At 56.5% G+C, this 23,709-nt stretch carries 19 protein-coding genes; 8 read left to right on the top strand and 11 right to left on the bottom strand.

What is annotated here, in order from left to right:
- Positions 1-146 precede the first annotated feature (146 nt).
- Positions 147-1,679, top strand: coding sequence for a glutamine-hydrolyzing GMP synthase (guaA, locus tag MTX78_RS08965; protein WP_243801863.1), 1,533 nt, complete (start codon positions 147-149; stop codon positions 1,677-1,679).
- Between the two features lie 134 nt (positions 1,680-1,813).
- On the opposite strand, the gene MTX78_RS08960 is transcribed toward guaA, so the two are convergent.
- Entirely contained in the window at positions 1,814-2,137 is a 324-nt protein-coding gene (locus MTX78_RS08960) for a DUF6686 family protein (RefSeq protein ID WP_243801862.1), read from the bottom strand.
- 210 nt (positions 2,138-2,347) lie between these two features.
- Between MTX78_RS08960 and MTX78_RS08955 the strand changes: the two genes are divergently transcribed.
- Entirely contained in the window at positions 2,348-5,584 is a 3,237-nt protein-coding gene (locus tag MTX78_RS08955; protein ID WP_243801860.1) for an AsmA-like C-terminal region-containing protein, read from the top strand.
- A 138-nt stretch (positions 5,585-5,722) separates the two neighbouring features.
- Positions 5,723-6,436, top strand: coding sequence for a GAF domain-containing protein (locus MTX78_RS08950; RefSeq protein ID WP_243801858.1), 714 nt, complete (start codon positions 5,723-5,725; stop codon positions 6,434-6,436).
- Between the two features lie 141 nt (positions 6,437-6,577).
- Here MTX78_RS08950 and dgt read toward each other — a convergent pair whose 3' ends face one another.
- The 8 genes from dgt to MTX78_RS08915 form a co-directional block, all read right to left on the bottom strand.
- A complete protein-coding gene (gene dgt, locus MTX78_RS08945; protein ID WP_243801856.1) occupies positions 6,578-7,996 on the bottom strand; it encodes a dGTP triphosphohydrolase in 1,419 nt (472 codons plus the stop codon).
- Positions 7,997-8,308: 312 nt separating this feature from the next.
- Positions 8,309-8,587 carry a hypothetical protein gene (locus tag MTX78_RS08940; RefSeq protein WP_243801855.1) on the bottom strand — a complete coding sequence of 93 codons (279 nt, stop codon included), beginning with the start codon at positions 8,585-8,587 and terminating at the stop codon, positions 8,309-8,311.
- 407 nt (positions 8,588-8,994) lie between these two features.
- Positions 8,995-9,684, bottom strand: coding sequence for a DUF1361 domain-containing protein (locus MTX78_RS08935; protein ID WP_243801853.1), 690 nt, complete (start codon positions 9,682-9,684; stop codon positions 8,995-8,997).
- Positions 9,685-9,789: 105 nt separating this feature from the next.
- Entirely contained in the window at positions 9,790-9,921 is a 132-nt protein-coding gene (locus MTX78_RS25255; protein WP_262924449.1) for a hypothetical protein, read from the bottom strand.
- Positions 9,922-10,033: 112 nt separating this feature from the next.
- Positions 10,034-11,533: a TolC family protein gene (locus MTX78_RS08930; RefSeq protein WP_243801851.1), complete on the bottom strand. Its 1,500-nt coding sequence runs from the start codon at positions 11,531-11,533 to the stop codon at positions 10,034-10,036.
- Complete coding sequence (locus tag MTX78_RS08925; protein ID WP_243801850.1) at positions 11,530-12,927, bottom strand: HlyD family secretion protein; 1,398 nt, start codon at positions 12,925-12,927, stop codon at positions 11,530-11,532. Before MTX78_RS08925 ends, MTX78_RS08930 begins: the two co-directional genes overlap by 4 nt.
- Positions 12,928-13,011: 84 nt before the next feature.
- Positions 13,012-14,742 (bottom strand): peptidase domain-containing ABC transporter, encoded by a 1,731-nt coding sequence (locus MTX78_RS08920; protein WP_243801848.1) that lies wholly within the window; start codon positions 14,740-14,742, stop codon positions 13,012-13,014.
- Positions 14,743-14,898: 156 nt separating this feature from the next.
- Positions 14,899-15,591: a TetR/AcrR family transcriptional regulator gene (locus tag MTX78_RS08915; RefSeq protein ID WP_243801846.1), complete on the bottom strand. Its 693-nt coding sequence runs from the start codon at positions 15,589-15,591 to the stop codon at positions 14,899-14,901.
- Positions 15,592-15,944: 353 nt separating this feature from the next.
- Between MTX78_RS08915 and MTX78_RS08910 the strand changes: the two genes are divergently transcribed.
- From MTX78_RS08910 to MTX78_RS08890, 5 genes are all read left to right on the top strand, one after another.
- Positions 15,945-17,966, top strand: a complete 2,022-nt coding sequence (locus MTX78_RS08910) for an ABC transporter substrate-binding protein (RefSeq protein ID WP_243801844.1) — start codon at positions 15,945-15,947, stop codon at positions 17,964-17,966.
- Positions 17,967-18,077: 111 nt separating this feature from the next.
- Positions 18,078-19,406, top strand: coding sequence for a glutamate-1-semialdehyde 2,1-aminomutase (hemL, locus tag MTX78_RS08905; RefSeq protein ID WP_243801842.1), 1,329 nt, complete (start codon positions 18,078-18,080; stop codon positions 19,404-19,406).
- A 345-nt stretch (positions 19,407-19,751) separates the two neighbouring features.
- Positions 19,752-20,600: a hypothetical protein gene (locus tag MTX78_RS08900; RefSeq protein ID WP_243801841.1), complete on the top strand. Its 849-nt coding sequence runs from the start codon at positions 19,752-19,754 to the stop codon at positions 20,598-20,600.
- A 96-nt stretch (positions 20,601-20,696) separates the two neighbouring features.
- The gene (gene dcd, locus MTX78_RS08895) at positions 20,697-21,233 is read left to right on the top strand and encodes a dCTP deaminase (protein WP_243801839.1); all 537 of its coding nucleotides are present in this window, start codon (positions 20,697-20,699) and stop codon (positions 21,231-21,233) included.
- Between the two features lie 197 nt (positions 21,234-21,430).
- The gene (locus MTX78_RS08890; RefSeq protein WP_243801837.1) at positions 21,431-21,946 is read left to right on the top strand and encodes a hypothetical protein; all 516 of its coding nucleotides are present in this window, start codon (positions 21,431-21,433) and stop codon (positions 21,944-21,946) included.
- Positions 21,947-22,026: 80 nt separating this feature from the next.
- Here the strand turns inward: MTX78_RS08890 and gldC are convergent, their stop codons facing one another.
- Both gldC and dnaN read right to left on the bottom strand, forming a co-directional pair.
- Positions 22,027-22,365, bottom strand: a complete 339-nt coding sequence (gene gldC / locus MTX78_RS08885) for a gliding motility protein GldC (RefSeq protein ID WP_243801835.1) — start codon at positions 22,363-22,365, stop codon at positions 22,027-22,029.
- Between the two features lie 137 nt (positions 22,366-22,502).
- Entirely contained in the window at positions 22,503-23,627 is a 1,125-nt protein-coding gene (gene dnaN, locus MTX78_RS08880) for a DNA polymerase III subunit beta (RefSeq protein ID WP_022823582.1), read from the bottom strand.
- Positions 23,628-23,709 lie beyond the last annotated feature (82 nt).

Here is a 23,709-nt window from a genome sequence, read left to right as displayed (position 1 = left end):
TCATAATATCAATGTATAAGACAATTTATTTTTTAACTAATACTATTTCATTGCACTTTGATTATATTATTCCTTGTACAAGTAGGGAATAACGATAGCTGGGCGTGGGAATTTTGTGCTCCCCCTGTCCCTGCTTACCTTTGCTTATGCCTCAACAGATTCTGATTCTCGACTTTGGGTCGCAGTACACACAGCTCATAGCCCGGCGCATCCGGGAGTTGAATGTTTACTGCGAAATCCACCCGTATACGCACGCCCCGGACCTCACTGAGGATATCCGGGGCGTTGTGCTTTCTGGCTCTCCCTGCTCCGTACGCGATGCTGAATCGCCTAACCCGGACCTCTCGCGGTACTTGGGCCAGGTGCCAGTGCTAGGCGTCTGCTACGGTGCGCAGCTGCTAGCCCACCAGCAAGGCGGCGAAGTGATGCCGGCTACCATTCGCGAGTACGGCCGAGCCCGCCTAGCCCGCGTCAACCACGAAAGCCCATTGCTGCACGGGGTACCCACCGAGTCGCAGGTATGGATGTCGCACGGCGACACCATCAAGCACTTGCCCGCGGGCTTTACCAGCATTGCCAGCACGCCCGAAGTGGAGGTAGCTGCCTTCCACATTGACGGCCAACCCACTTACGGCATTCAGTTTCATCCGGAAGTTACGCACAGCACCGACGGCAAGACCTTGCTCCAAAACTTTGTAGTGAACATCTGTGGCCTCGACCAAAGCTGGACACCAGAGCACTTTGTGGATGCCATGGTGGGTACGCTGCAGCGCACTATTGGCGAGCAAGACCAAGTTATCCTGGGCCTTTCCGGCGGGGTAGACTCCAGCGTGGCGGCCTTGCTGTTGCACCGCGCCGTTGGGAGCCGGCTGCACGGCATTTTCGTCAACAACGGCCTGCTGCGCAAAGACGAGTACGAAGACGTGCTTCACTCCTACAAAGACTTGGGGTTGAACGTACGCGGGGTGGATGCCTCCGCCGAGTTCTACGCGGCCTTGGCGGGCCTTACTGACCCAGAGCTGAAGCGCAAAGCTATTGGCCGCACCTTCATCGAGGTATTCGACCGCGAAGCCCAAAAAGTGGAAGGAGCGCGCTGGCTGGCTCAAGGCACCATCTATCCCGACGTTATTGAGTCGGTTTCAGTGAAAGGACCAGCTGTGACCATCAAGAGCCACCACAATGTGGGCGGACTGCCTGAGAAGATGAACCTGCGGATTGTGGAGCCGCTGCGGGCGTTGTTTAAAGATGAAGTGCGCGAAGTAGGCCACACCCTAGGGCTGCCAACCAACATCTTGCATCGTCACCCGTTCCCCGGCCCAGGGTTGGGCATTCGCATCCTCGGCGACATTACGCCCGCGAAAGTGGACCTGCTCCAGCGGGCCGATGCCATTTTCATTAATGGCCTGAAAGCCCATAACCTCTACGACCAAACTTGGCAGGCCGGTGTCATGCTGCTCCCCATCCAAAGTGTGGGAGTAATGGGCGACGAGCGCACCTATGAGCAGGTGGTAGCCCTTCGCGCCGTCACTAGCGTGGATGGCATGACTGCCGACTGGGCTCACCTACCCTATGAGTTTCTGGCGGAAATCAGCAACAAAATCATCAACCAAGTACGCGGCATCAACCGCGTGGTGTATGACATCAGCTCGAAGCCGCCGGCTACCATCGAGTGGGAATAAGCCACGTTGCTGCCTGCTGACACTTGATTCTTACTGCACAAAAAGGCCGCTACTCACCCAGTAGCGGCCTTTTTTGTGCTTACAACTCCAGGTACTTATACAATCACCCAAACCGTTTGGGCTCTGTTGGGCCTCTACTCTGCTTTGGGAGCAAGCAACTGCTCTACTTCCAGCAAGAGGGCTGTATTTTCGAGGATGTCGCGCAGCTGGGTTAGCTCCACGAGGGAAAACACCAGCGCCAAGTGCGGGGCTGGGGTACGCAAGGCAATACAGCGGCATTCGGGGTCGGTGGTACGCAGGCAGTGGTGTTGCCACGTATCAGCCACAACGCGACGGAAATCCGTGAATTCGGTGGTGGTAGCTGCTAGAGCTACGTTGCCGAAACAAACATGCAAATGGCAAGTGCGCGGACAACGGGCACAGTAGCCGAACTCGTTATGATGAAAGAATTGAGCCATGGATAGTTCAGTTACGGATGATAACTAGCCCCAAAAGTATCATTATTTATAATTTGTCTAAATAATATTTCTGATAAGATAGCTCCTTCTCGGTCTGCGCACTTATGCTGGTGGTGGTGCTTTCTTGATGAACTCACCCCAACAGTAGTTTCTGCGTAGAAGCCTCAACACCTTCCTTCTCATGCCGTTGCTACTGCGCCCATTTCCTTTATGAAACGCCCTACTTTCCGCCAGTTACTGGGCTTTTCGTTGTTGGGAATGGTAGTAGTGGTGTTGGGTGTGGCTGGGTTGCTGGGTTCCAATTGGGGCCGGCGGCAGGTGGAAGCATTGGTTAGGGAACGGATGGCCCGCAACTCCGATTTGGTGTTGGCTCCGTTCGAGGTGGAATTCTCGGCCTTGCGCGACTTTCCAGATTTCACTGTCTCCGTCCATCATTTCCATCTTACCGATACCACGGCTCGTGGAGCCGTACCGGTGTTGCGCATTGGCCGAGCCGAAGCCCGGCTTGCACTCAGCAAGTTGCTACGCGGAAACGTACACGTGCATCACCTGACCCTGTTCGATACAGAGTTTCGTCAGTTTACCGACTCGCAAGGCACCGACTGGGGTTTGCACGGCAAAGGAGCACGCCGCCAACGCGCTACCATCCCGCCCGATTTTGATTTAGATTCTCTGCTGCTCGTCAACTTTCGTGTTGCGGACCGCAACGACTTGCAGAAAAGCGGTTTTGAAGCGTTTGTACGCCGGGCTCATTTGCACGTCAAAGGCCGGGAAGGTGTTGCGCAGGTACGAGGCGCTTTGCACGGCGAACTGGTGTATCTGCGTAGCGGACGGGGCAACTTGTTTGAGCGTGAGCCTGTGCGCGCGTGGGTTGGCTACCAATACAACTTCGAGGAACGCAAAGGCACCTTCCTGCGCACCTTAGCCACGCTCAACGGCGACACCGTTCTTATTAGAGGTACGCACCAAGCTCCGCCACCAGGCCAGCCCCGCGGTACCCGCCTCGATTTGCGCATGGTAGGCTCGCAGCCACTGCTGGAAGTACTGCGGGTGGCTCTGCCGAGCGGCCTGCACCGGTTTTTGGCGGGCGCCAAAAGCCCTAGCCACGCTCGTATCTGGTACACCATCAAGGGGTTCAGTGGCCCTACGACCCGGCCGCGCACCATTCTACAGTTTCAGCTACAGAACGCGCAGCTGCGGTGGGCCGATTCATTGCGGCGCATCCGGCGGTGGGATGCACGCGGCATCTTCGACAATGGCTCCGACCATTCGTCTCGCACCACCTCCCTCACCTTCAGCCAATGCCGCCTGTATTCGTCGGCTGGCGAGCTGGATGCGGCTCTTACGGTTCGTGACTTTACGCGGCCGTTTCTTGGGGGGCGAGTACGTGGGCGAACAGAACTACAAACCTTGTCGGCGGTGGTGGCTCCGGGCTTGTGGCAGGCTCGCAACGGCAACGCGGCGCTGGATCTGCACCTCAATGGTCCGTTACAAGAGCTCACCACTCTTCCCGGCAATCGGGTGGCCCGCACAGCAGCCAGCGCCTTGCCACCCTTACGGGTACGGGGCACTATTACCTTGGAAGATGCCTCCTTTCGGGTTCCAAGCCGCGACGCTACCGTATCGGGGCTGAACGTACGCCTGGGCCTCCGCGACAGCTCTTGGCTGCTGGAAAACCTATCGGGGCGCCTGAACGGCATGAATGTGCGGGCTAATGCCACCACCACATATTTACTGTCGTACTTCAATGGCCAGCATCCGGTTACCACTGTCACGGGGCGCTTTACAGTGGACGAGTTGCGCTTAGACCAGCTCCGCCGCTTGTTGGCCCCGCCGACTGGCCGGGCTACGCGCTTGCCTCGGGAGAAGCGCCGCAGTCGGCCGCAGCGCCAGGAGCTAGCAGCCCGAGCCATGAACCTGCTGCCACCGGGCTTGCACCTTAATATCAAGCTGTGGTGCGGTCGGTTGGTATTGCGAGCCGATACGCTGCACGACCTGGCGGCCACCGTACGCCACAATGGGCGCCAGGTGCAACTTACACAGCTGCAAACCCGGGTGTGGGGCGGCTCCGTGAAAGGAGCCGTCAGTTGGCCCACCGACACGCTGCAAACTCAGCCCGTGTCTGTACAGCTGTCCTTGCGGTTCAACACCATGCAATACCGCCGTGTGTTGGCTCTGCTCGACCGTTCGCCGCAACGTCCTTCCTCCCCCACGTCGTTCACCGCCGACCCTAGCCTGCGGGAAGTGTTGTTGAGCGCCAACGGCCAGGTAGTAGCCAGCATTGGAACTCTGCGCTTGCCCGCCGGCGAAAACTTAACCAACCTACACCTTCGCATAAACAAAACGGGCACTGCCTTCCGGATTCCGTACCTGAATTTCAGTACCAGCGCCGGCGGAGCGGGCCGCGTAAGCGCCAACGCCCGGCTCGATGCCGGTCAACTGGCGGCCGCCCACGCCGACGTGAACTTGCGCTACGGGACCCTTGATGTGCAGCGCCTGCTTCGGCTCTTGGCGGCCCTAACTCCGCCTGCGCCGCAGAACCAGTTGGCTAGTGCCGCTCGCCTTCGGTCTTCCTCTCCTTTTCTGGATGGCACGGTTACAGCCCGGATTCGCGTTTCCGCCGACCGAGTGCAGTATGCTGTACTGCGAGGCAACGATTTTCGCCTGATAAGCCGCCTTGAACCAGGCGCAGCACGGCTAGAGAGCTGTACGCTACGGGCGTTTGGCGGCTCCATCTCTTTGCAGGGACGGATGCAAACTGATGCAGGCGCTGCGCATCATCCGCTACGAGCCCAAGTACGCCTTCAAGAGGTGGAGCTGCCTGCTTTGTTCCGGTTGGCGGAAGCGTTGCGCTTCGACGTGCTACGCCCCGACAACATCCGGGGTACTATGCGCTGCGAAGCCGACCTGCACACCGACCTCAACGAGGCCTTTCTGCCCGACCTCGACAACACCTACGCCTATCTGAAAACCGACTTGCGTAATTTAGAGCTGCTTGATGTAGAAGCGCTGACGGAGGCGTTGAAGTTTCTGCGCGCCAAACGAACCAGTCACCTGTACTTCGAGCCGGTAAGTCCACGCTTCGTACTTGATGGTGCCCGAGTACTAGTGCCCGACCTGCACCTTAACAGCAACCTCTCCGACCTGCAAGTAAGCGGCGAATACTACCTCAACGGCCAAACTGATATGTTTGTGGGTCTGAGTCCGATGCAAGCACTGTTCGGCAACAACAAGAAGCGAGTGGCCCGCATCCAAAGTGGTGAGGCTACCAGCCAGCCTAGTCGGGGCCTGCTGTATGTACGCCTGAACCGCTTACCCGGCACTCCCTACAAAGTGCGCCCCTTTCAAAAACTAGAGCAACGTAGGCAGCAAGAGCTGCTTCAGCATGAGTATCAGCGGTTTCTGCGCACCCATCAGATAGACACTACACTGCGCCTGTTGCGGTAAGCCATAATTGTACATGAACAATTAGTGGAAATAATATAGCTCTGTAAAGAACTGTAAACTAGTGGCTTTTATGTTAAGTCGTAATACCTCATATTGCATTATATACCATGGTTTTACTTTCTATTTATCTTATCCGCCATGTCGTCAGTTTCTTCTCTCCTGATTCCTGAGAACGAGGTTCAGCGCTTGAACTCTATCCGGAATTACAATGTGAAACGCGCACTACAAGAGCCCGTTTTTGGGGAGTTTGTAACACTGGCGGCACGCATTTTCGACCTGCCCATTTCATTGATTGCGCTGGTTGATGAAACGGATGTACTGTATCAGGCAAACCACGGCTTACCTAACGTCCAGGTGCAGCCACGGCAGGAAGCTCTTTGTGCCACCGCCATCCTCGACCATAGGGCAGTGGTATACAGTGACCTCAGCATCGAATCATCCCCACTTATTACGCTGCAGGCGGCGGAGGCCGCACACGCCAAAGGGCTTCGCTTCTACGCGGCAGCTCCTATCCAAATGCCTGACCAGGGGCGGATCGGAGCCATCTGCATCATCGACTTGCAGCCCCGCACCTTCAGTCAGGGCGAGCAATGCTTGCTGGAGCTGATAGCCGCGTTGATTAGCCAGATGGTGGCGGTACGTTACTGCTGCCTCTCCTCGCCAGTGCTGGGTGAAGAGCACTGGCAAATAATTCGGGAGCAAGTGCAGGAAGAACTACAAGGAATATTGGCACTGGTCCGCTACATCGTGTATCGTCATGGCACCCAAGTACCTGTGCCGGAGGATATTCTGGTCCTCATCAGCCGCCGCTTAGACGACGTGCGTGAAGTGCTAGATGACTACGAAAGCTAGCCGTCAGCACCTGTTTGACAAGAAGAAGCCCCTGCCGCGCTAACCGGCAGGGGCTTCTTTTTTGTAGCTAAGTGCCAGCAAGTTCGGGCAAGGCTAGTCAGCGAGAACTCATTGCATACGTTGCTGGGTGCTTTCTAGTGGTCAAAACACTTTGGGCAGTTCGATACCCCGAATAGTACGGAACAGACTGAGCGCGTTCTGGTCGGTGAGGCCCCCGATGTAGTCGGTGAGTAGGATGATTTGCTCGTAGGCTGATACGTCTTCCTGGGGGCCGCTAGCCCGAAACTGCTCAGGCAAGAGTTGTTGCAGCTTACGAGAACGGGGCCCCGCGTGCGGATCGAAGGTGGCATGCAAAAAAGCATCGAGCAGTCCGGCCATCACCTCAAAGCCGGCGGCTTCAATTTCCAGCACCGGGCGGCTATGGTAGAGGTGTTCCACCGTTAGCGCGTTCATGTGCTGGAGTTGCTCCCAACAATCGAGTTGCTGCACCAGGGGTTCATCGGCGCGGCCGTGGAGGAAGGCGGTAGAACGGTCCGCGAAGAGCCGAGCGGTTTGCTGTACCAGGCGGTTGATAAGCCGGGCCCGCAGGTAGCCCAACTCTTCGCGCCAGTCGCGCCATTCTACGGAACCGCGCCGGTTGGGCGCGTCGCCGAGGGTTTCGCGCAGCAGCCGCAGGCCTACCTCGCAAGGAATCAGACCTAGTTTGAGGCCATCTTCGAAATCGATGATGCGGTAACAGATGTCATCGGCAGCTTCTACCAGAAACGCCAGCGGATGCCGGTGGTAGAAGCCCAGTGCGGACCCAGGAGGCTTGGGCAATAAGCCTAGCTCTTGTGCTATTTCCTGAAAGCGCACCGCCTCCGTTTGGAAGTAGCCGTGTCTTTTTTCGCTGGTGCCGCGGGTGCTGGCTTCTTCCTCGAACACGGAAGGCCGGGGATACTTGGTGAATGCGCCTAGCGTAGCATACGTTAGGCCTAACCCGGCCGAGCCGCTGCTGTGGGCGGCGTACGTATGCGTAAGCACCCTAAACCCGGCAGCGTTGCCTTCAAACCGCTGCAAATCGGCGCGTTGGGCGGCGTTGAGCACCCGCACAAAGGGTTCGGCGGCAGAACTACGAAAGTAGGTGGAAATGGCATCTTCGCCGGAATGCCCAAAGGGCGGATTACCAATGTCGTGCGCCAAGCAGGCCGCCGCCACAATGTCGCCGAAGTCGGAATCGAGGTGAGGCATGGTACGGGCCAGCCCTTCGGTTTCTTCCAGTAGCAGCCGGCCCCCAAGGCGACCCAACGAGCGGCCCACACAAGCCGTTTCCAGTGAGTGGGTGAGGCGAGTATGCACGAAGTCGGTTTCTGGCAACGGCATCACCTGAGTTTTGCGCTGCATACGCCGAAACGCCGAGCTGAACACCACCCGATCATAGTCGGCTACGAAGGCGCCGCGCACGGGAGGCGCATCCGTTACAACGTGCAACTGTGGCTGCTCGGGGTAGCGGCGGCGGCTTAGGAGCCTCTCCCAAGTCATGGCAGGGGTATCGGAGAAATCAGTCTGGAGGTGCATCATGAGGTAAGCAAGGTACGGCAAAGGCCTAAAACCTGAACTTCCTTCGCTTAGCTACACTCACTTTACGGGGCAAGCAGCCATTTTTTATTCATAGGCCGCCATAGCCAGTTGGCCCGCCTCCATACCCTATCACCCGAGAGCAGGCACCCCTTGGCCGTTGCGCGAACGAAAACGAGCCAAAAACATGACACGTCACATCTTTGGCTCGTTGCTGAAATCAGCAATACGCTTTACTAGGTTGCCTTTACTGCAACGCAGTTAGTGTGGCAACCAGCAAAGGGCAGTTGCTAGGCTAGTGTTCTGAAGTTCAATTTAGTTGGAACTGACTTGCTTGAGCGCCACTTGGTGCCATTTGGCAAATGCCAGCCACTGACGCCGCCAATAGTCGTAGTCGCCCAGTACGCAAATCACTCTGTCGCCTTTAAAGTAGATACGGGTTTTGATTTGCTGGTTTCGCCACTCAATGGCTCCAGCCTCGTCAGGCTCCATATCTTCTACATTCTCCCACAGGAAAGAACGAGGGGTTTCGTGTTCTTGGCCCAGCATATCTTGCCAAAGCCGCATAGCATGCGCAATCGGGGAAGGAAACATGGAAGCTGACAGTAAATAACAAATAAGCCGCACTACGCTGACTCGACAGTATAGCAAGATAATCTTATTTTATGCAGCTTGTGCATCTATTTGTAAAAAAATATACTTCTAAATCTTAGGAGTAAAAATGCTGTATTTGGCAATGAACTAAACTAAATCTTACAAAGTCTCAATGATTACAGCAAAAATCTAACAGCTATCATTACTATACCAGGCAACAACTTCTGTTAATAATTCAAATTATCAACCACAGTAACACCACCACACTAAATGCTGCCATGATTTCTCGCTTCATGCCACGACGTAGCCAGCTGTTTGCGTCTCCTATTAACAGGAAATGGCCTTCCTGTTTTGCTACCTGTGAGAGTAGCAAAACAGGAAGGCCATACAATCGAGTCAGCTGCAACCTATAGCTGCTCCTCTCCTATCCGGCCAAGCAGCCGGACAGTGGCGTAACCCAGCACTAGAAACACGCCATATAGCAGCGTTACGCCCCACGTGCCAAGGTGCGAGAAAGGATGCAACAAGCGGCTTACGATGTCGAAAAATAAGGTAAGTGGGTTCGTGACAACGTCCCAGGAGTTGAAGCGCAGGTAGCGCCCCAAATAGATACCAAACGAGCTGAGCAGCAGCGCTACGGTGGCAAAGCCCCAGCCAGCCCACCACCCAAGCCGCCGGGTTACGAGGGCTTGCATGTCGGTGAGAGAGGCGTAAGCCAACATGAGACCGTTCCAGGCGCAGCTCAGGATGAGAGCTAGGTCGTACCAATACGGTACGCCGGCACGCCGCTCTAAGTGAAAGAGGTCGGTAAGAATATAGGGCGCATTCGGAAAAAAGAGCAGCCACACAAGCCCGACCGGCAACAGCACCCGCGCTTTTAAACGGCCCGCCGATAGGCCCAGCATGGTGCTCAGCCCGAATGGAATGAAGGCCAGGAACAGGTTCCAGAGCAGGAACACGAACGTAAGCTGCTGCGTGAAAAACACTCGAAAGGAAATCAGCAGTACGCTCAGCGCAAGGGAAGCGCCTAGCAGCAGGATCAGATTCAGCCGTTGCCGGATCTGAGGCAACTCAAGTGAAGTAGGTGAAAGCGGCATAAATGCAAGCAACGGTGTGTCGTCAGCGGGTAGCAACGAGTCGGGCAGCAGAAAAAGTGCGCAGCCTTGAAAGTTACAACCCACTAGCGAGAAACCGCGACCCGTTTACTTTTTGAAAAACCAGGAATACGCAAACCACAGCAGCACGATAACAATCATAATGTACCAGCCCCACTTGCCGGGGTCACGCGGCGTATCGTCGCTGTAGATTCGTGGTCTGCGTTTTAGGCCGGGCATCTGCATATGTCCCTAACGTTATGGTAAGAAATCCTTTTCCTTACAAACAACGCAGAACGATTATGTTCCGTTGCAGCGCAGGTTAAGGCTAGCACCGCTCCGAATGTAGGTCTTACTCCACCCCGCCAGCGGCCCAGCGCAGGGTGGCTTGTGTTTGGGCATACTTGGCTTGCAGTTCGGCCAATTTCACGCGGGCACTCACCAGCGTGGCTTCCCGCGAGTTGAGCAGAAACACCGAGCTTTCCCCGTTCTCGAACCGTACTTGTTCGCCGTTGCGCAACCGCTCCGCATTCTGCACCATTTGTTCCTGCAAGCGGAGTTGCTCGCGTAGAGCTTCCCAGTCGTTGGCGACAGTGCGCACGCCGGCCTGAATTTCGCGGGCGTCTTGTTGAAGGTCTAGCTCGGTTTCCTGAAGCTTGAGGCGGTTGAGTTGCAGCTTGGCCCGCTCTTGCCGCAACAGCAAAGGATAAGCGAAGCTCACACCTAGCTTGTAGTTGTTTTCCAGGTAGCTACCACTCAGGCGGGCACCGGCTTCGGGGTTGAAGGGCTGGCCGGCTTGCAGTATATTATAATCGAGGCTGATTTTGGGCAGCAGCTTGTTGGCTAACAGGCGTCGCTCTATACCCAGTTGGCTGAGTTTGGCCCGGCTTTTCTGCAGTTCCGGATGAATCTGCTGGGCGAGTTCGGCGAGAGCAGCCACCGAGTCGGGCGGCAAGGGCTGCCAGCCAGCCGACGCAGGTAGTGCCTGGGGCCGTACGGTGGGAGGCAATTCGCGGGGTTGCTGTTGCTCGTCCCAGAGGTAATTGCTGAGCAGCAAGGTGGCATTGCGCCACGCCACGCGGGCTTGCACCAGCGTAGCCTGCCGGTTTTGCAATTCGGTTAGAGCCTCTACGGAGTCGATGGCCGCTAAGTCGCCGAGTTGCACACGTTGGCGGACGGCCCGAAAACGCACCTCCGCTAGTTCTGTGTTGAGGCGCAGCAACTCCAGCCGCTGGTAGTGCAGGCTCCAGTCCCAATAGTCTTTGGCAGCTTGCAGAATCAGCTTGTTGAGGGCGCCGCGCCGTTCGGCTTCAGCTAGCCGCTGCAGGGCCTGCGCTTGGCGCACGGCGGCGCGGCGTTCGTCGAGGAGCATGCCCTGCGCCAAGGGCACGGACAGTCCTACGTAACTCAGCCCAGACAACGGGGTACCGTTCTCGGGGTTGATGTAGTTGCCCACTCCCCGCTCGAAACCGGCCTTTACATCAGCCCCAAACCACAGCGGCACGCGCAGTTGAGTGTCCCAGTCGTGGAAATATTCTTTGCCCCCGAACGTCTTGCCGTAGTACTTGCTGGTGGCCGCCGGGTCGAACAGCCCACGGGCAAAGCGCACTTCCTGGCGGGCGCGCTCGGGCAGCAGCCCTGCCTGCCGGGCTACGGGGTGGCGCAAGGTCACGTACGTCAGCAAATCAGCCAGCCGAAACACCCTGCTTGTATCGGGCAACGCCACCGGGCGCGCCGCTTGTAGCGGCCCGTTGCCAGCTGCTGAAGTGGTGGTTTGGGCCACTGCGGCTGGCGCAAGCAAGCCAAAAGTCGCCGCCAGTGCTCCTATCCATCGAATAGACCGCCAGTTCATTTCGTTTCCTCCTCCCCAGGATCAGCCTCGGTTTTATCTGCTTTCTTGGCGGCTTTGCCGGCGTACGTGGCGGCGGGCTTCCCAACGAAGTTCGGCGGGAAGCCATTGAGTTGCCGCCACAGCTCGTACCAGATCGGCACATCGTCGAGCAGGGCCCAGCCGTACACCCCCGACCCAACCCGCAGCGGCTTGGGCCACGGCTCCTGGGCGGGGTCGGGCGTGACGAGCACCCGGTACTGGCCCTGCGAGTCGATGTTGTCGATGACGGCCACCACCCCGCCAAACGTCCCGAAGCTGGTGCCGGGCCACCCGCTGAATACCAAGGCGGGCCACCCATCGAATTGTAAACGAACGCGGCGGCCTACGCTCAGCAGCGGAATGTCCATGGGCCGCACGTATAGTTCGGCGGCCAGTTGGGGCGCGTCGGGCATCACCGTTACCACGGGCTCACCTTCTTTCACAATATCACCAAGGCCGGTTTTAAGGGCCCGTACTACGTAGCCGTCTTGCGGGGCCTGGATGTGGTAGAAGCCCGAGCGAATCTGTAGGTTGGACAGTTCGTTGCGCATCTTGGCAATCTGCCCTTCCGTATCAAACTGGTAGGAAGTCACGGATCGCCGGTCGGATTCCGATTTGGCTAATTTGTCTTGGTACTCAGCGGCGAGGGAGGCTAGTTCCAGCTGCGCGTTTACTAGCTCCTGGCGGCTAGCCCCCAGCTTGTTTTCCACTGCTTGGCGCTTGGCTGTGCTTTCCTGAAACTTCAACCGCCGCTGTTCCAGCTCGGTCAGTGACTTCAGGCCTTGCTTGTAAAGCAGCTCCTGGCGCTCTAGCTGCTGACGCGCAATATCGAAGTCGTTGTTGGCGGCGCGCAGTTCTGCTTCATCGGAATTCACTTTTAGCTGAGTTTGGGTCACCTTGTTGCGGGCTTTGTCGAGGCTTACCCGTAGGCCAGCGCGCAGGGCCGCTTGCTGGCTGCTCAACGCCTGCCCCTTAGCCCGGTTCTCGCGCAATGAGGCCACCTTGGCTTCCAGTTGTTCGCTGGTGCGGGCCAGCAGCTGCGGGTCGAAGTACTTGTCTTTAATCTCGGTGATGACCATCAGCGTGTCACCTTTGCGTACTCGTTGGCCTTCCCGCACTTGCCATCGGTCGATGCGCCCGCCTATGGTGCTGGGCACAATCTGGGGCCGGTCTTGCGGACGAAGCGTGGTGAGCGTACCAGTGGAACGGATGTTTTGCGTCCAGGGCATAAAGCCGGCTACCAGCACCAGCAGCCCCAGGCCTGAGGCCCACCGGGCCAGTGCACGGCCGGCACGCGGCGTTTGCACGTACCGGAACGCCCGGAAATGCGACCCCTTGGGGTCGGTTTCATGGAGCGGATTTTCAGCGAAAGGCATCGGAATGAGAGGTAAAAGGGAAGCTAGAAAGCAGTGAATAGGAAAAGCAGGCCGAAAACTGTCTTGGCAGGTGGTGCTTGCGGGTTAGGCCAACAGCTCTTGCACCTGGCTTTGGCGGCTAAGCTCTTGATAAGGACCGTCGGCCACTACGCGGCCGTCACGCAGAACCACTAGGCGTGGGCAGAACGCCAGCACACGGGCATCGTTGGAGGCAAGCAGCACAGTCCAGCCGTGGCCGGGCGCCAGCACACGGCCCAGAATGCGTAGCCGTTCGGCGGGCTCCACTCCAGGCAAAAAGTGGTCGAGCAGCAGCAAGCGCGGACGGCGCACCAGCGCCCGGGCTAGCAGGAGTTTCTGGCGGGCACTATCGGCAAATGGTGAGCCGATGCCTAGGGGCGTATTCAGCCCAAGTGGCCGGCCGTACACATCATTGCGCAACCCCACCAGCTCCAAGGCCCAAGCCACGTCTTCGGGCGTTACGCTGGCCTGGCCTAGCGTTAAGTTTTCCAGCAGCGTGCCTTCAAATAGGTTTTGATGCGAAATATTGTCGCCGACATACTGACCCAGAGCCTCGGAGGCAATGTCTTGCAAGGCCAGGACGTCGTAAACAACCACTCCCGTATAGCCTTGCAGCAAGCCAGCCAGGATGCGCAGTAAAGTGGTTTTGCCGGAGCCATCAAAGCCCGCCAAGCCTAGGTGCTCGCCCGGCGTCAGCGCCAACGACACGTCTTGCACGGCCGAGCGAGTAGCGCCGGGGTAGTGATAAGCCAAGTGCCGTATTTCCACCTCCAGACCTTGGGAGGCTGGTGTAAGTGGCAACTGCGCCCCCGTATGGCTTTCTATAACCGGCAAGTCGAGTACGTGCCCGATTTTGTCGAGCGAGGTTAGCGCGTCGTACACCACATCAAGCTTGAGCAGCACCTTTTCGATGGCCGAAATAGTGAGGATGATGACGATTTCGGAAGCCACAAACTGCCCGATATTAAGCTGACGGCTGATGAGCAGCCAGCAGCCGATGATGAGCAGCGCGGCCGTAACCAGCGTTTTGAACGCCACGAAACCCCAATACTGCGTCAGCAACACGCTGAAGTGGCTTTTGCGAGCCTTTAGGTAGCCTTCCACTAGGTTGTCGGTGCGCTCCAGGGCGAGTTGCTGGCGGGGCGGGTGCCGAAACGTGTGCACGGTGCGGGCTACATCCTCTAGCCACGCCACCACCCGGTACTTGTACTTCGATTCTGTAAGGCTGGTGCTCAAGCCCTTAGGACCCGTCACGCGAATCATGAGAGCCAACAAGGCCAGCAGCAACAAGCCAAAAGCAATGAAAATGGGGTGGTAGAACGAGAGCAGCAGCAACCCGAATAGCAGCTGTACTGCTGCCGCCGAAAACTCAATCAACAGCGTCGACAGCCCCTTTTGCAGCGTAGGCGTGTCGAGCAGGCGGTTCATCAGTTCGGGTAGGTACTGTCCATCCAACGACTCGGTGCGCACCCGCGGCAGGCGGACCGCAAAATCAAAGCTGACACGGGCAAACAGCCGTTGCTGGATGAATTCCACCAAGTATACCTGCATCACTTGCAAGCCGCCTACCAGCAACGTGCCCACCACAATAAACACGATGAGGACCACCAGGGACGTGCTAACATCGCCGCTGCTTACAAAGCCAATAACCGATTGCACGCCCAGCGGCAACGACAAGCTAATAAGCCCGGTAAGCGCAGCATATACGTAGAGGTAGGTGATGTCGCGCCGTTCGGAACCGAGCAAGCGAAACAGGCGCTGCACGGGCGTAAGAGCAGAAAGAGAAGGTTCAGCCATAGTTTGGAAGTTTCAAGGGAATGGATAACGGGCTGTTCTTGGCTGCTTGCTGACTGGCAGTAGCAATGGGCACAAGCAGGCACTAACAGCCCGTATTGCAAGGGTGCAGGTAAGAGAAAGACCGACGCGCTGCGGCATCAGCCAGCAGCAGGTAGCTTAGGCTAGGACTTTGAAAACCAGATTTTCCAGAAAGACATACACCGTTTCCTCGGCCGGTTTCTGGGCCAACGAGTCGGTGAGCGAAGGCAGGTGCTGCGCGAAAAAGAGTTGCTTGCGTGCTGCTTCCAACAGGGTGCTAACCAAGGTATGCGGGTACGGATACGTAGGGTTGATTTCACTTACCACCACGGCCATTCTGGCGGCCAGCCGCTTGTACTCCCGAAACAACCCGGCTCGGTTGTCTTCATCCACTTCCTTGGTGAGGTACGCCTTTGAGGCCTCGCTCACCACAATGCGGTAGAGGGCCGCGCCATCAATGTGGGTGGTAGCCGACTCCGCGTGGTGGCTGTTCGTAAGAATGCGCAACATCAGGCGCAGCCGCTCGGTGGGGCTAGGCACATTGTGCGTGTGAAAACGCATTTGGAAGCCCAGCCACGCCCAATACCACGACACCAGATACACCAACAGCCGGTGCTTGTTCTCGAAATAGCGGTACAACGATGCCTCCGTGGACTCCATCCGCTGGGCCAGCTTCTTGAAAGTAAATTGCTCGAAGCCTATTTCGTCTATCAGCTTTACACTCTCGGCCATTAGCCTACGTCCCAAATCGGTGTCTTGTGGGTCGCGCAGATAGAGCCGTTCGTTTAATTCTATCCGCAGTTGGGTGCTTGCTTGTGGGGGAGTTTCCATACGAACATGAAAGCATCTACATCTTTTGTAATAGCTTTACTATTACAGCTACAAACCAACCACTTCCCATATTATAGGAAGCGGAAAGGGTTTATCTGTCTTTTCTATACGACAAAGGTAAAGCCACGCCACTTGCCACAGCTTAAAAAAAGGTTAAATCGAGCTTAATTCGGCGTTAAAATCAATAAGCTGAGTATTTCTATACAACGTATTTCCTTTCCTACTGCTGGCAGCAGTACCCAAGAGCCAGACAAGTTGAGAGTACTGTAGTCTTTGCTTCTATAATAGTATTACTATCACACACAGAAGCCTGCACCTCTCTTGTATACCTTGCCCGTGCTTCCTTCGTACATTTGGGCAGCAAGCTGCGGCATGGCAGCTTCACTTTCTTCTCGCCTCACTTATTGGCTTTCCGGTTTATGCCGTTTTTTTATTTCGTGCGCATGGCTGCGCTAGGGTGCTGTTTGGCGCTAGCGCTGCCCAACCAAGCCCAGCAAACCACGCCACGGCCAGCTGCTACCCGCCCGCCGGCTAGCAAGCCAGCGTCTACCTCTACTTCTGGCAAACCCACCACTCCCGCGGTCAAACCAAGTACAACCACCCCAGCGCCTAAAGCTGCAGCCAGTACTACACCCTCCAAACCGGCAGCCACTACCTCGAAGCCCGCCACTACGGCGGCCAAACCAGCAGCGGGCCCTACCGTTGCGCCCCGCCCTACCGGACCACCCCTGCCCGCCAACCTGGGGTCGACGGACCTGAACATCCGCTACAAAAACGGCAAGACCCTCATCAGCCAGCAACGCTACGATCTGGCCATGACGGAGCTAGAGCCGTTGGCCGCCCCCGGCAACAAGTTCAAACAAGCTGCTGAAGCCGCCTACTTGTATTCAGTGGCTGCTAGCCGCGCCAAAAAATGGAGCGAAGCCGAGCAAATGCTGAATCTGCTGCGGACAGAATACCCCCAGTGGCCTAACCTGCACGAAGCCTTGTTTCTGCAAGGCCAAGTCTCGTTCGAGCAGAACGACTTTGAAAACGGCTTGCGGGTGCTAGCTGAGCTGCCCATCGACAAGCTGGTGCAGGAACGGGAAAACATGAAGGCCGTGTACTTGCCTCGGATTCGAGACAAGGCAGCGTTTCAAAGTTTGCTGAAAGCCTATCCGCAAGAAGCAGCGCTAGGCCGGGCGTACGCCAACAAGCTGGCTAATGGCGGCTGGTACACCGACGCCGACAAAGGGCAGCTCGACCAGCTCATCGCGCAATTTGCGCTGGACCGTAGCCGCTACACGCCCCGGCCAAACGCCGTCAAAAAAAGCATCTATACTATTGGTGTGCTGCTTCCCTTCGAGTTTGATGATACGAGTTGGGAAACCCGCCGCAAAAACCAGTTTGTAACGGAGCTGTACGCCGGGTTACGCCTCGCCCAGGATTCGTTGCAACGAGAAGGCCACCCCGTCCAGCTGTTTGCCTACGATACCGGCGCCGATACGCTCCAGTTGAAGCAGGTGCTGGCGCTGCCAGAGCTAGCCGGCATGGACCTCATCATTGGCCCGGTATATAAATCCGGCAGCAAGATCCTGGCCCGCTATGCGCAGCAAAAGCAAATCATCTGCGTTAATCCTCTTTCCCAGGACGGCGACTTGGTGCTGGATAATCCTTGGCACTACCTGTTTGCTCCGAGCATGACCACGCAGGCCCAGCAAGCTGCACAGTTCGCGTACACCCGATTGGGAGGCGCCCGCACGGCAGTGGTACTGCACGAAGACACCAAGGACGAAGCCGCTTTTGGTGTAGCGTACAAGCAAGCCTATGAAGCTTTGGGCGGCCGAGTGGTGCAGCTACGGCGCATCAACTCCGACGTGGAAGAGTCCTTGAATGCTGGCTTTGCAGGCATTGACTTGAAAAGCATAGGGCATTTGGTTGTAGCGTCCGATGCTCGTAAGGCCGGACCGTATACGCTCGGCGTGATGCAAAGTCAGGGAGCCCGCTTGCCGTTGTTCACCTACGCTTCCTGGCTCGACAACAACCGAATCAGTCTGGGTCAGTTGGATGCCCGCGACGTGTATTTTGTACATCCTAAGTACCTCGACCGAAATAGCTTTGGAGTGCAACGTTTTCGGCAGCTGTACTTGCAGCGGCAGGGGCTGCCACCTTCCGTGTTTGCTTTCACGGGGTTCGAGCTGCTCTATTACTTCGGCTCGCAGTTGCACCTCAATGGGCCTGCTTTCCAGCAGCAACTTACCAATGCAGGGCCAGTGTCAGGCGCTGTGTTCCAGGGCATCGGCTACCCCGGCGGCGCCCACGACAACCAGTATGTACCGCTCATTAAATTGGAGCGCCTAGAGCTGGAATTGCTGAACCCAGTAGGCATTCGGTAGGTTATAGAAGGGTGCAATGCTTCTGGCTTTGCAGCTAAATTCCTACCACGACTCTCGTTCAACGACACGCGACGTTTTTGAAAAGCTCGCGCTACTTTTTGCTTTCGTCTTATGCAACTCTCCTCTCCTACCACCGCCCCCGAACTTGCGCTGCCAACCAGTGCAGCGCTTTTTGAGCGGGCCAAAAATCATATTCCGGGTGGTGTCAACTCGCCGGTGCGGGCATTCCGCGCAGTGGGCGGCCATCCGGTATTCATGCAGTCGGCTAAAGGAGCGTGGCTGACCGACGTGGATGGCAACCAGTACCTGGACTTCATCAACTCCTGGGGGCCCATGATTCTGGGCCATGCGCCGGACATCGTGCTTGATGCCGTGCAGGCCGCTATTCCAGCGTCGCTTTCGTTTGGAGCCCCTACCCGCCGTGAGGTGGAAATGGCGGAGCTTATCAAACAGATGGTGCCCAGCATTGAAAAAGTGCGGCTAGTAAACTCCGGTACGGAAGCTACTATGTCGGCTATTCGGGTGGCTCGGGGCTACACAGGCCGCAACAAAATCATCAAGTTCGAGGGTTGCTACCACGGCCACGGCGACTCATTTCTGATTGCGGCCGGCTCTGGCGCCCTCACCCTCGGCACCCCCGACTCACCGGGCGTTACTGAAGGCGTAGCGCAGGACACGCTAACCGTTCCTTACAATGACCTGCCTGCGGTGCAGCACATCATTGAAGTGAACGAGGGCCAAGTGGCCGCTCTGATTCTGGAGCCGGTAGTAGGCAACATGGGCCTGGTAGCGCCACAGGAAGGCTACCTGCAAGGCCTACGCGACTTGTGCACCCAGCACGGCATCGTGTTAATTTTCGACGAGGTGATGACGGGCTTCCGGCTGGCTCGTGGCGGCGCGCAAGAGCTGTATGGCATTACGCCGGATATGACCACGCTCGGCAAAATCATTGGTGGTGGTATGCCCGTAGGAGCCTACGGTGGCCGCCAGGATATCATGGACAACGTGGCTCCTGCTGGCAAGGTGTACCAAGCCGGCACGCTCTCCGGCAACCCAATTGCCACGGCTGCGGGCATTGCGCAGCTCACATATCTGCAAGAGCACCCCGAGCTATACGACGAGCTAAACCGCATTACCACCCGCCTCGCCGATGGCACGCGTCAAATTGCCGCCGAACTGGGCCTAAACTATACGGTCAACCAGGTAGGCTCGATGTTCAGTGTGTTCTTCACCGACAAGCCCGTGCATAATCTAGCTGATGCCAAGCATTCTGATACCGAAGCATTTGGCCGCTACTTCCGCGCCATGCTGCACCGCGGCATCTACTTGGCTCCGGCGCAGTATGAGGCCTTGTTTGTTAGCACGGCCATCACCGATGAACTTGTGGAAGTGTATCTGACGGCTTGCCGTGAAGCTATGCGCGAAGCCCACGGTCTGTAGCAGAGTGTATATAGTCGGGTAAGAATTAGCATAACGTGTTAAGCACCAAGAAAAGCCGAACCTGTAGATTCGGCTTTTCTTATGTCCTACCGAAAACCAAGCCTGGGTGCACAATGCGCTACAAGCTCGCTCTCGTACAAGATTTGGGCGAAGCAGCTAGCCCCCAACCGGAACAGTATGCCGCCTAGTAGGCGTACTACGACTTGATATAGGATTCGTTGTTTTCGTAAGCACCAGTCAACATCGAAGGCGAACATAGTTGGCAAAGGAATACCTGCAAATCTGAATTTTGAATAGATTCCGGGGTAAACAGAGGTTACATTTGCAGCTATACTTTCCTGCACTATGCCTCGCTTTCGCCTTTTGTTGCCGGTCTTCCTGGTTTTATGGCTTGCTACGCCCTGGGCACTCCAGACGCAAGCTCAGTCGCCCGCGGCGGCCAATAAGCGTCTCTTCGACCGCGCCGTAGACGAGTTGAACTTCCGCACGATGGAAACCGTGTACGACAAGTCGTTTACGCGGCGCAAGTTTCCGGTGTCGCTGCGCACTGCCAAAGCACGCAAGGAATTCACCGATTTTGCTGGCCGTGCCGACCTCGAAAAGCTGTTTCAGAATTACAATGGCGTTTCGGAGCGCTACAAGAACCGCTTCGGTCGGGGCCGCACCGATTTGGCCGAGTTCGAGAAGCAGCTGCGCAGCATCTTGGTAGACAAGAATTTCGAGTTCTTTATTCGGGTCTTGCCGCGCGACGAGCGAGTGTCATTGATTCGCGGATTGGAGCGGTTTATTCAGCAAAGCGCCGCGCAGTTTAATGCCTCCGAAGATGCCGCTCCCGAAGAGTTGGCTGCCGATGGCGCCGCTGTACCGCCCGCCGACGTAGACGCGCCCATTGCCTCCGCCACTACGGCCGCCCCCGAAGAAACCGAACCTCAAACTGATACCAGCCTTTCGTCGGAACCCGTGTCTCGCTCACTCGACCAGCCAGCGCGGCACGATTGGTTGGACTATCTGACCCTCATGCTGTCGGGCGCCTCCACGTTGCTCCTGCTCTTCCTGATTACCAGCTTGCTGCCCGATCTGCGCAACCGCCTCGATACGCTCACCGATGAGCTGGACCGCCAACGTGGTGCGGCGGCTCGCCCTCGTAGCAATGCCCTTCCAGAAGACCGCTACGACGACGAGGAAGACAATTAAGACTCGGTAATCTATCCCGCCTTCCTATAGTCTTGCCTTTTCACTGCCAAGCCTTCACCCCCTCTCCCTTACGCATTCATCACCCCGAATATACCCATGATTCTTACCGACCAGCAGATTCTCGCCGAAATTGAGCGGGGCAACATCATCATCGAGCCCTACGACCGCAGCTGCCTCGGTACCAACTCCTATGATGTGCACCTGGGCCGCTACTTAGCCACCTACCGCGACGCCGTTCTGGACGCCCGCAAGCACAACGAAATAGAGAATTTCGAGATTCCAGCCGAGGGCTTCGTGCTGCAACCCGGCGTATTGTACTTAGGCGTCACCGAAGAGTACACCGAGAGCCACGCCCACGTCCCTTTCCTGGAAGGCAAAAGCAGCGTCGGCCGCCTCGGCATTGATATTCACGCCACTGCCGGTAAAGGCGATATTGGTTTCTGCAACCATTGGACGTTGGAAATCAGCGTCTCGATGCCTGTGCGCGTGTATCACGGCATGCCGGTTGGCCAGTTGATCTACTTCACGGTGCAAGGTGATGTAGAAACCTTCTACAACCGCAAAGCCAACGCCAAGTACAACGACCGCACAGACAAGCCCGTGGAATCCATGATGTGGAAAAACACCTTCTAAGCGTCTGTGCAGTAACGTGAAGGCAGCTGTTGCGCTTCATAGCCATCTAACGCGGCACTTTGTATTTGCATTTATCGGCAACACGCTAAACTCATTGGCATAGTTTTTCGTTGAAACATAAGACATCCAGCCCCTCCTACTTTCTATCGAAGTGGCTGGTATTCTTTATTTTCGACTACTCACCGATATTCTGACTGATGAGAAAGCAACTTGCCACCGCCTCCTTGCTGCTTGCAGCTACATGTAGCATTCAGGCCCAGCAGAAGCCCTCCCTCGCTCCTCCAGACAAAACGCAGTCGTCGCCCCGCCTGAGCTCGGTGCAGGAGCGCGCCAAGCGACTTTCCGACCAAATGGCTCGGGACCTACGCTTGAATGGGTACCAAGCCTCCCGCTTGCGCGCCATCAACGAAGACAAAGTAGCTAAGATGGCGGCCATCGAGCAACGCCACGCGGGCAACCCGCAGCTTATCACGCAGCAGTGCGATGTTGTGTGCAAAGAGCGCGACAAAGAGCTGCAAGCTGTTCTCTCCAACGACCAGTACAGCAACTATTATGATTCGCGCTCCACGTTCCGCAAGTACGACCGGGATTACGCATCAAGCTCTGCCAACGCGAATGCCAACTTCGTGAAGTCGGTGCAAAATCCATCACCTGCTTCTAGCGGTGCTGTCATTGCCCCAAGCCGCACGGCCCCTGCTAAGCAAACCCGCTAAACCAATCATACGGCATACTCTATAGAAAAGCCCCACCAGCGCATTGCTGGCGGGGCTTTTCTATGGAATTAGGGCAGAGGCTACTGCTGCTTGCTTTCCTCTTGGTCGATGTGGTCCATGAGTTCTTTGCACAGGTTGCGCATTTTGGTTGCCATCACCGAGTCGTTGGTGGCGGTGATGATGCTTTCGGCCATAGCGCCCATGGTGTCCACGTAGAAACGCTTCATTTCGTCTACGGGCATCTCTTTGGTCCAGAGGTCAATTTTCATGGTACCACGCTCGTCACGGTCCCAGAGCGCAATGTTGATGGCTTTGGCAAAATGAATATCAGGGCCAGCATCGGTGGCCGTCCAGCTGATGGCCTCCGGCACTTTTTGGTCGTCGAGAGCAATGCTGAAGCGGATTTCGGATTTTTTCATGGTTGAGGTATTGAATGATCGAACAGCCGATTGGTTATGTGTTTCGACTGTTCAAACGAAAAAAGCGGAAGTGATACACAAGAAAAATGGTCGGCCGCACGAACGACCAACCATTTACTTGACGATCAAATCAGGTGTTAAACATAGTTATTGAGCATCACTGGCATTACCAACATCAGGATGCTTTCATTGTCGTCGGCGAGGGTTGGCATCAGCAAACCGGCCCGGTTGGGAGTGCTTAGCTCCAACGTAATTTCCTCGGAATCAATGTTGGACAGCATCTCCTGCAGGAACTTGGCGTTGAAGCCGATTTCCATATCTTCTCCATCATACTGGCAGGGAAGTTTCTCGTTGGCTTCGTTGCTGAAGTCCAGATCTTCGGCCGAAACGGTCAGTTCGGAACCGGCGAGACGCAGCCGCACTTGGTGCGTGGTTTTGTTGGAGTAGATGCTGATCCGCTTCACCGAATTCAGGATTTCCTGCCGGCTGATAATCAGCTTATTCGGGTTGCTCACTGGAATTACGTTCTCATAATCCGGGTACCGCTCGTCGATTAAGCGGCACACCAGCCGCATCTGGTTGAAGCTGAAGAAAGCGTTGGAGTTATTGAATTCCACTTTTACGGGCGTAGCCTCGGAGGGCAACGCGCCTTTCAGCAAGTTGAACGCTTTGCGCGGGATAATGAGGTTGGCCGTTTGGCCGGCACCCACGTCGGAGCGGCGGTAGCGCAACAGCCGGTGGCCGTCGGTGGCGACAAACGTTACTTGGTTGTCGGCTAGCTGTACCAGGATACCCGTCATGGCTGGCCGCAGCTCGTCGGTGCTGACAGCGAAGATGGTTTTGTTGATAGCCCGAGCCAGCGACGACGACGGAATTTCGATTGGCGTGGAGCCCTTTACTACGGGTACCCGCGGGAAGTCGGTGGCATTTTCACCGGCTAGCTTGTAGCGGCCGTTGCTGCTCGCAATTTCGATGGTGTATGTTTCTTCGTCCAACGTGAACGTAACCGGCTGATCGGGCAGATTTTTCAGCGTATCGAGCAGGATGCGGGCCGGGGCGGCAATGCGACCAGCTTCGCGGGCCTCAACGGGCAGCTCCGTCATCATGCTGGTTTCTAGGTCGGAAGCCGTAATTGTTAGCTTTCCTTCCTCAATCTCGAAGAGAAAATTCTCCAAAATCGGCACCACAGGGTTGTTCGTGACCACGCCATTAATGCTCTGAAGTTGCTTGAGCAAGGCGGAAGACGAGACGATGAACTTCATAGAAAGGTTGGGTTCGGGAGTGATTTTGGCAGGGAGACAAAGATAGGTAATAGGGTCTGTTTTTTCGTCTCCTTTTCCAAAG

The organism is Hymenobacter tibetensis (assembly GCF_022827545.1).
Classification (GTDB): Bacteria; Bacteroidota; Bacteroidia; order Cytophagales; family Hymenobacteraceae; genus Hymenobacter; species Hymenobacter tibetensis.
Note: the sequence above shows the minus strand (reverse complement) of the source record. Positions and strands in the feature narration are given on the sequence as shown.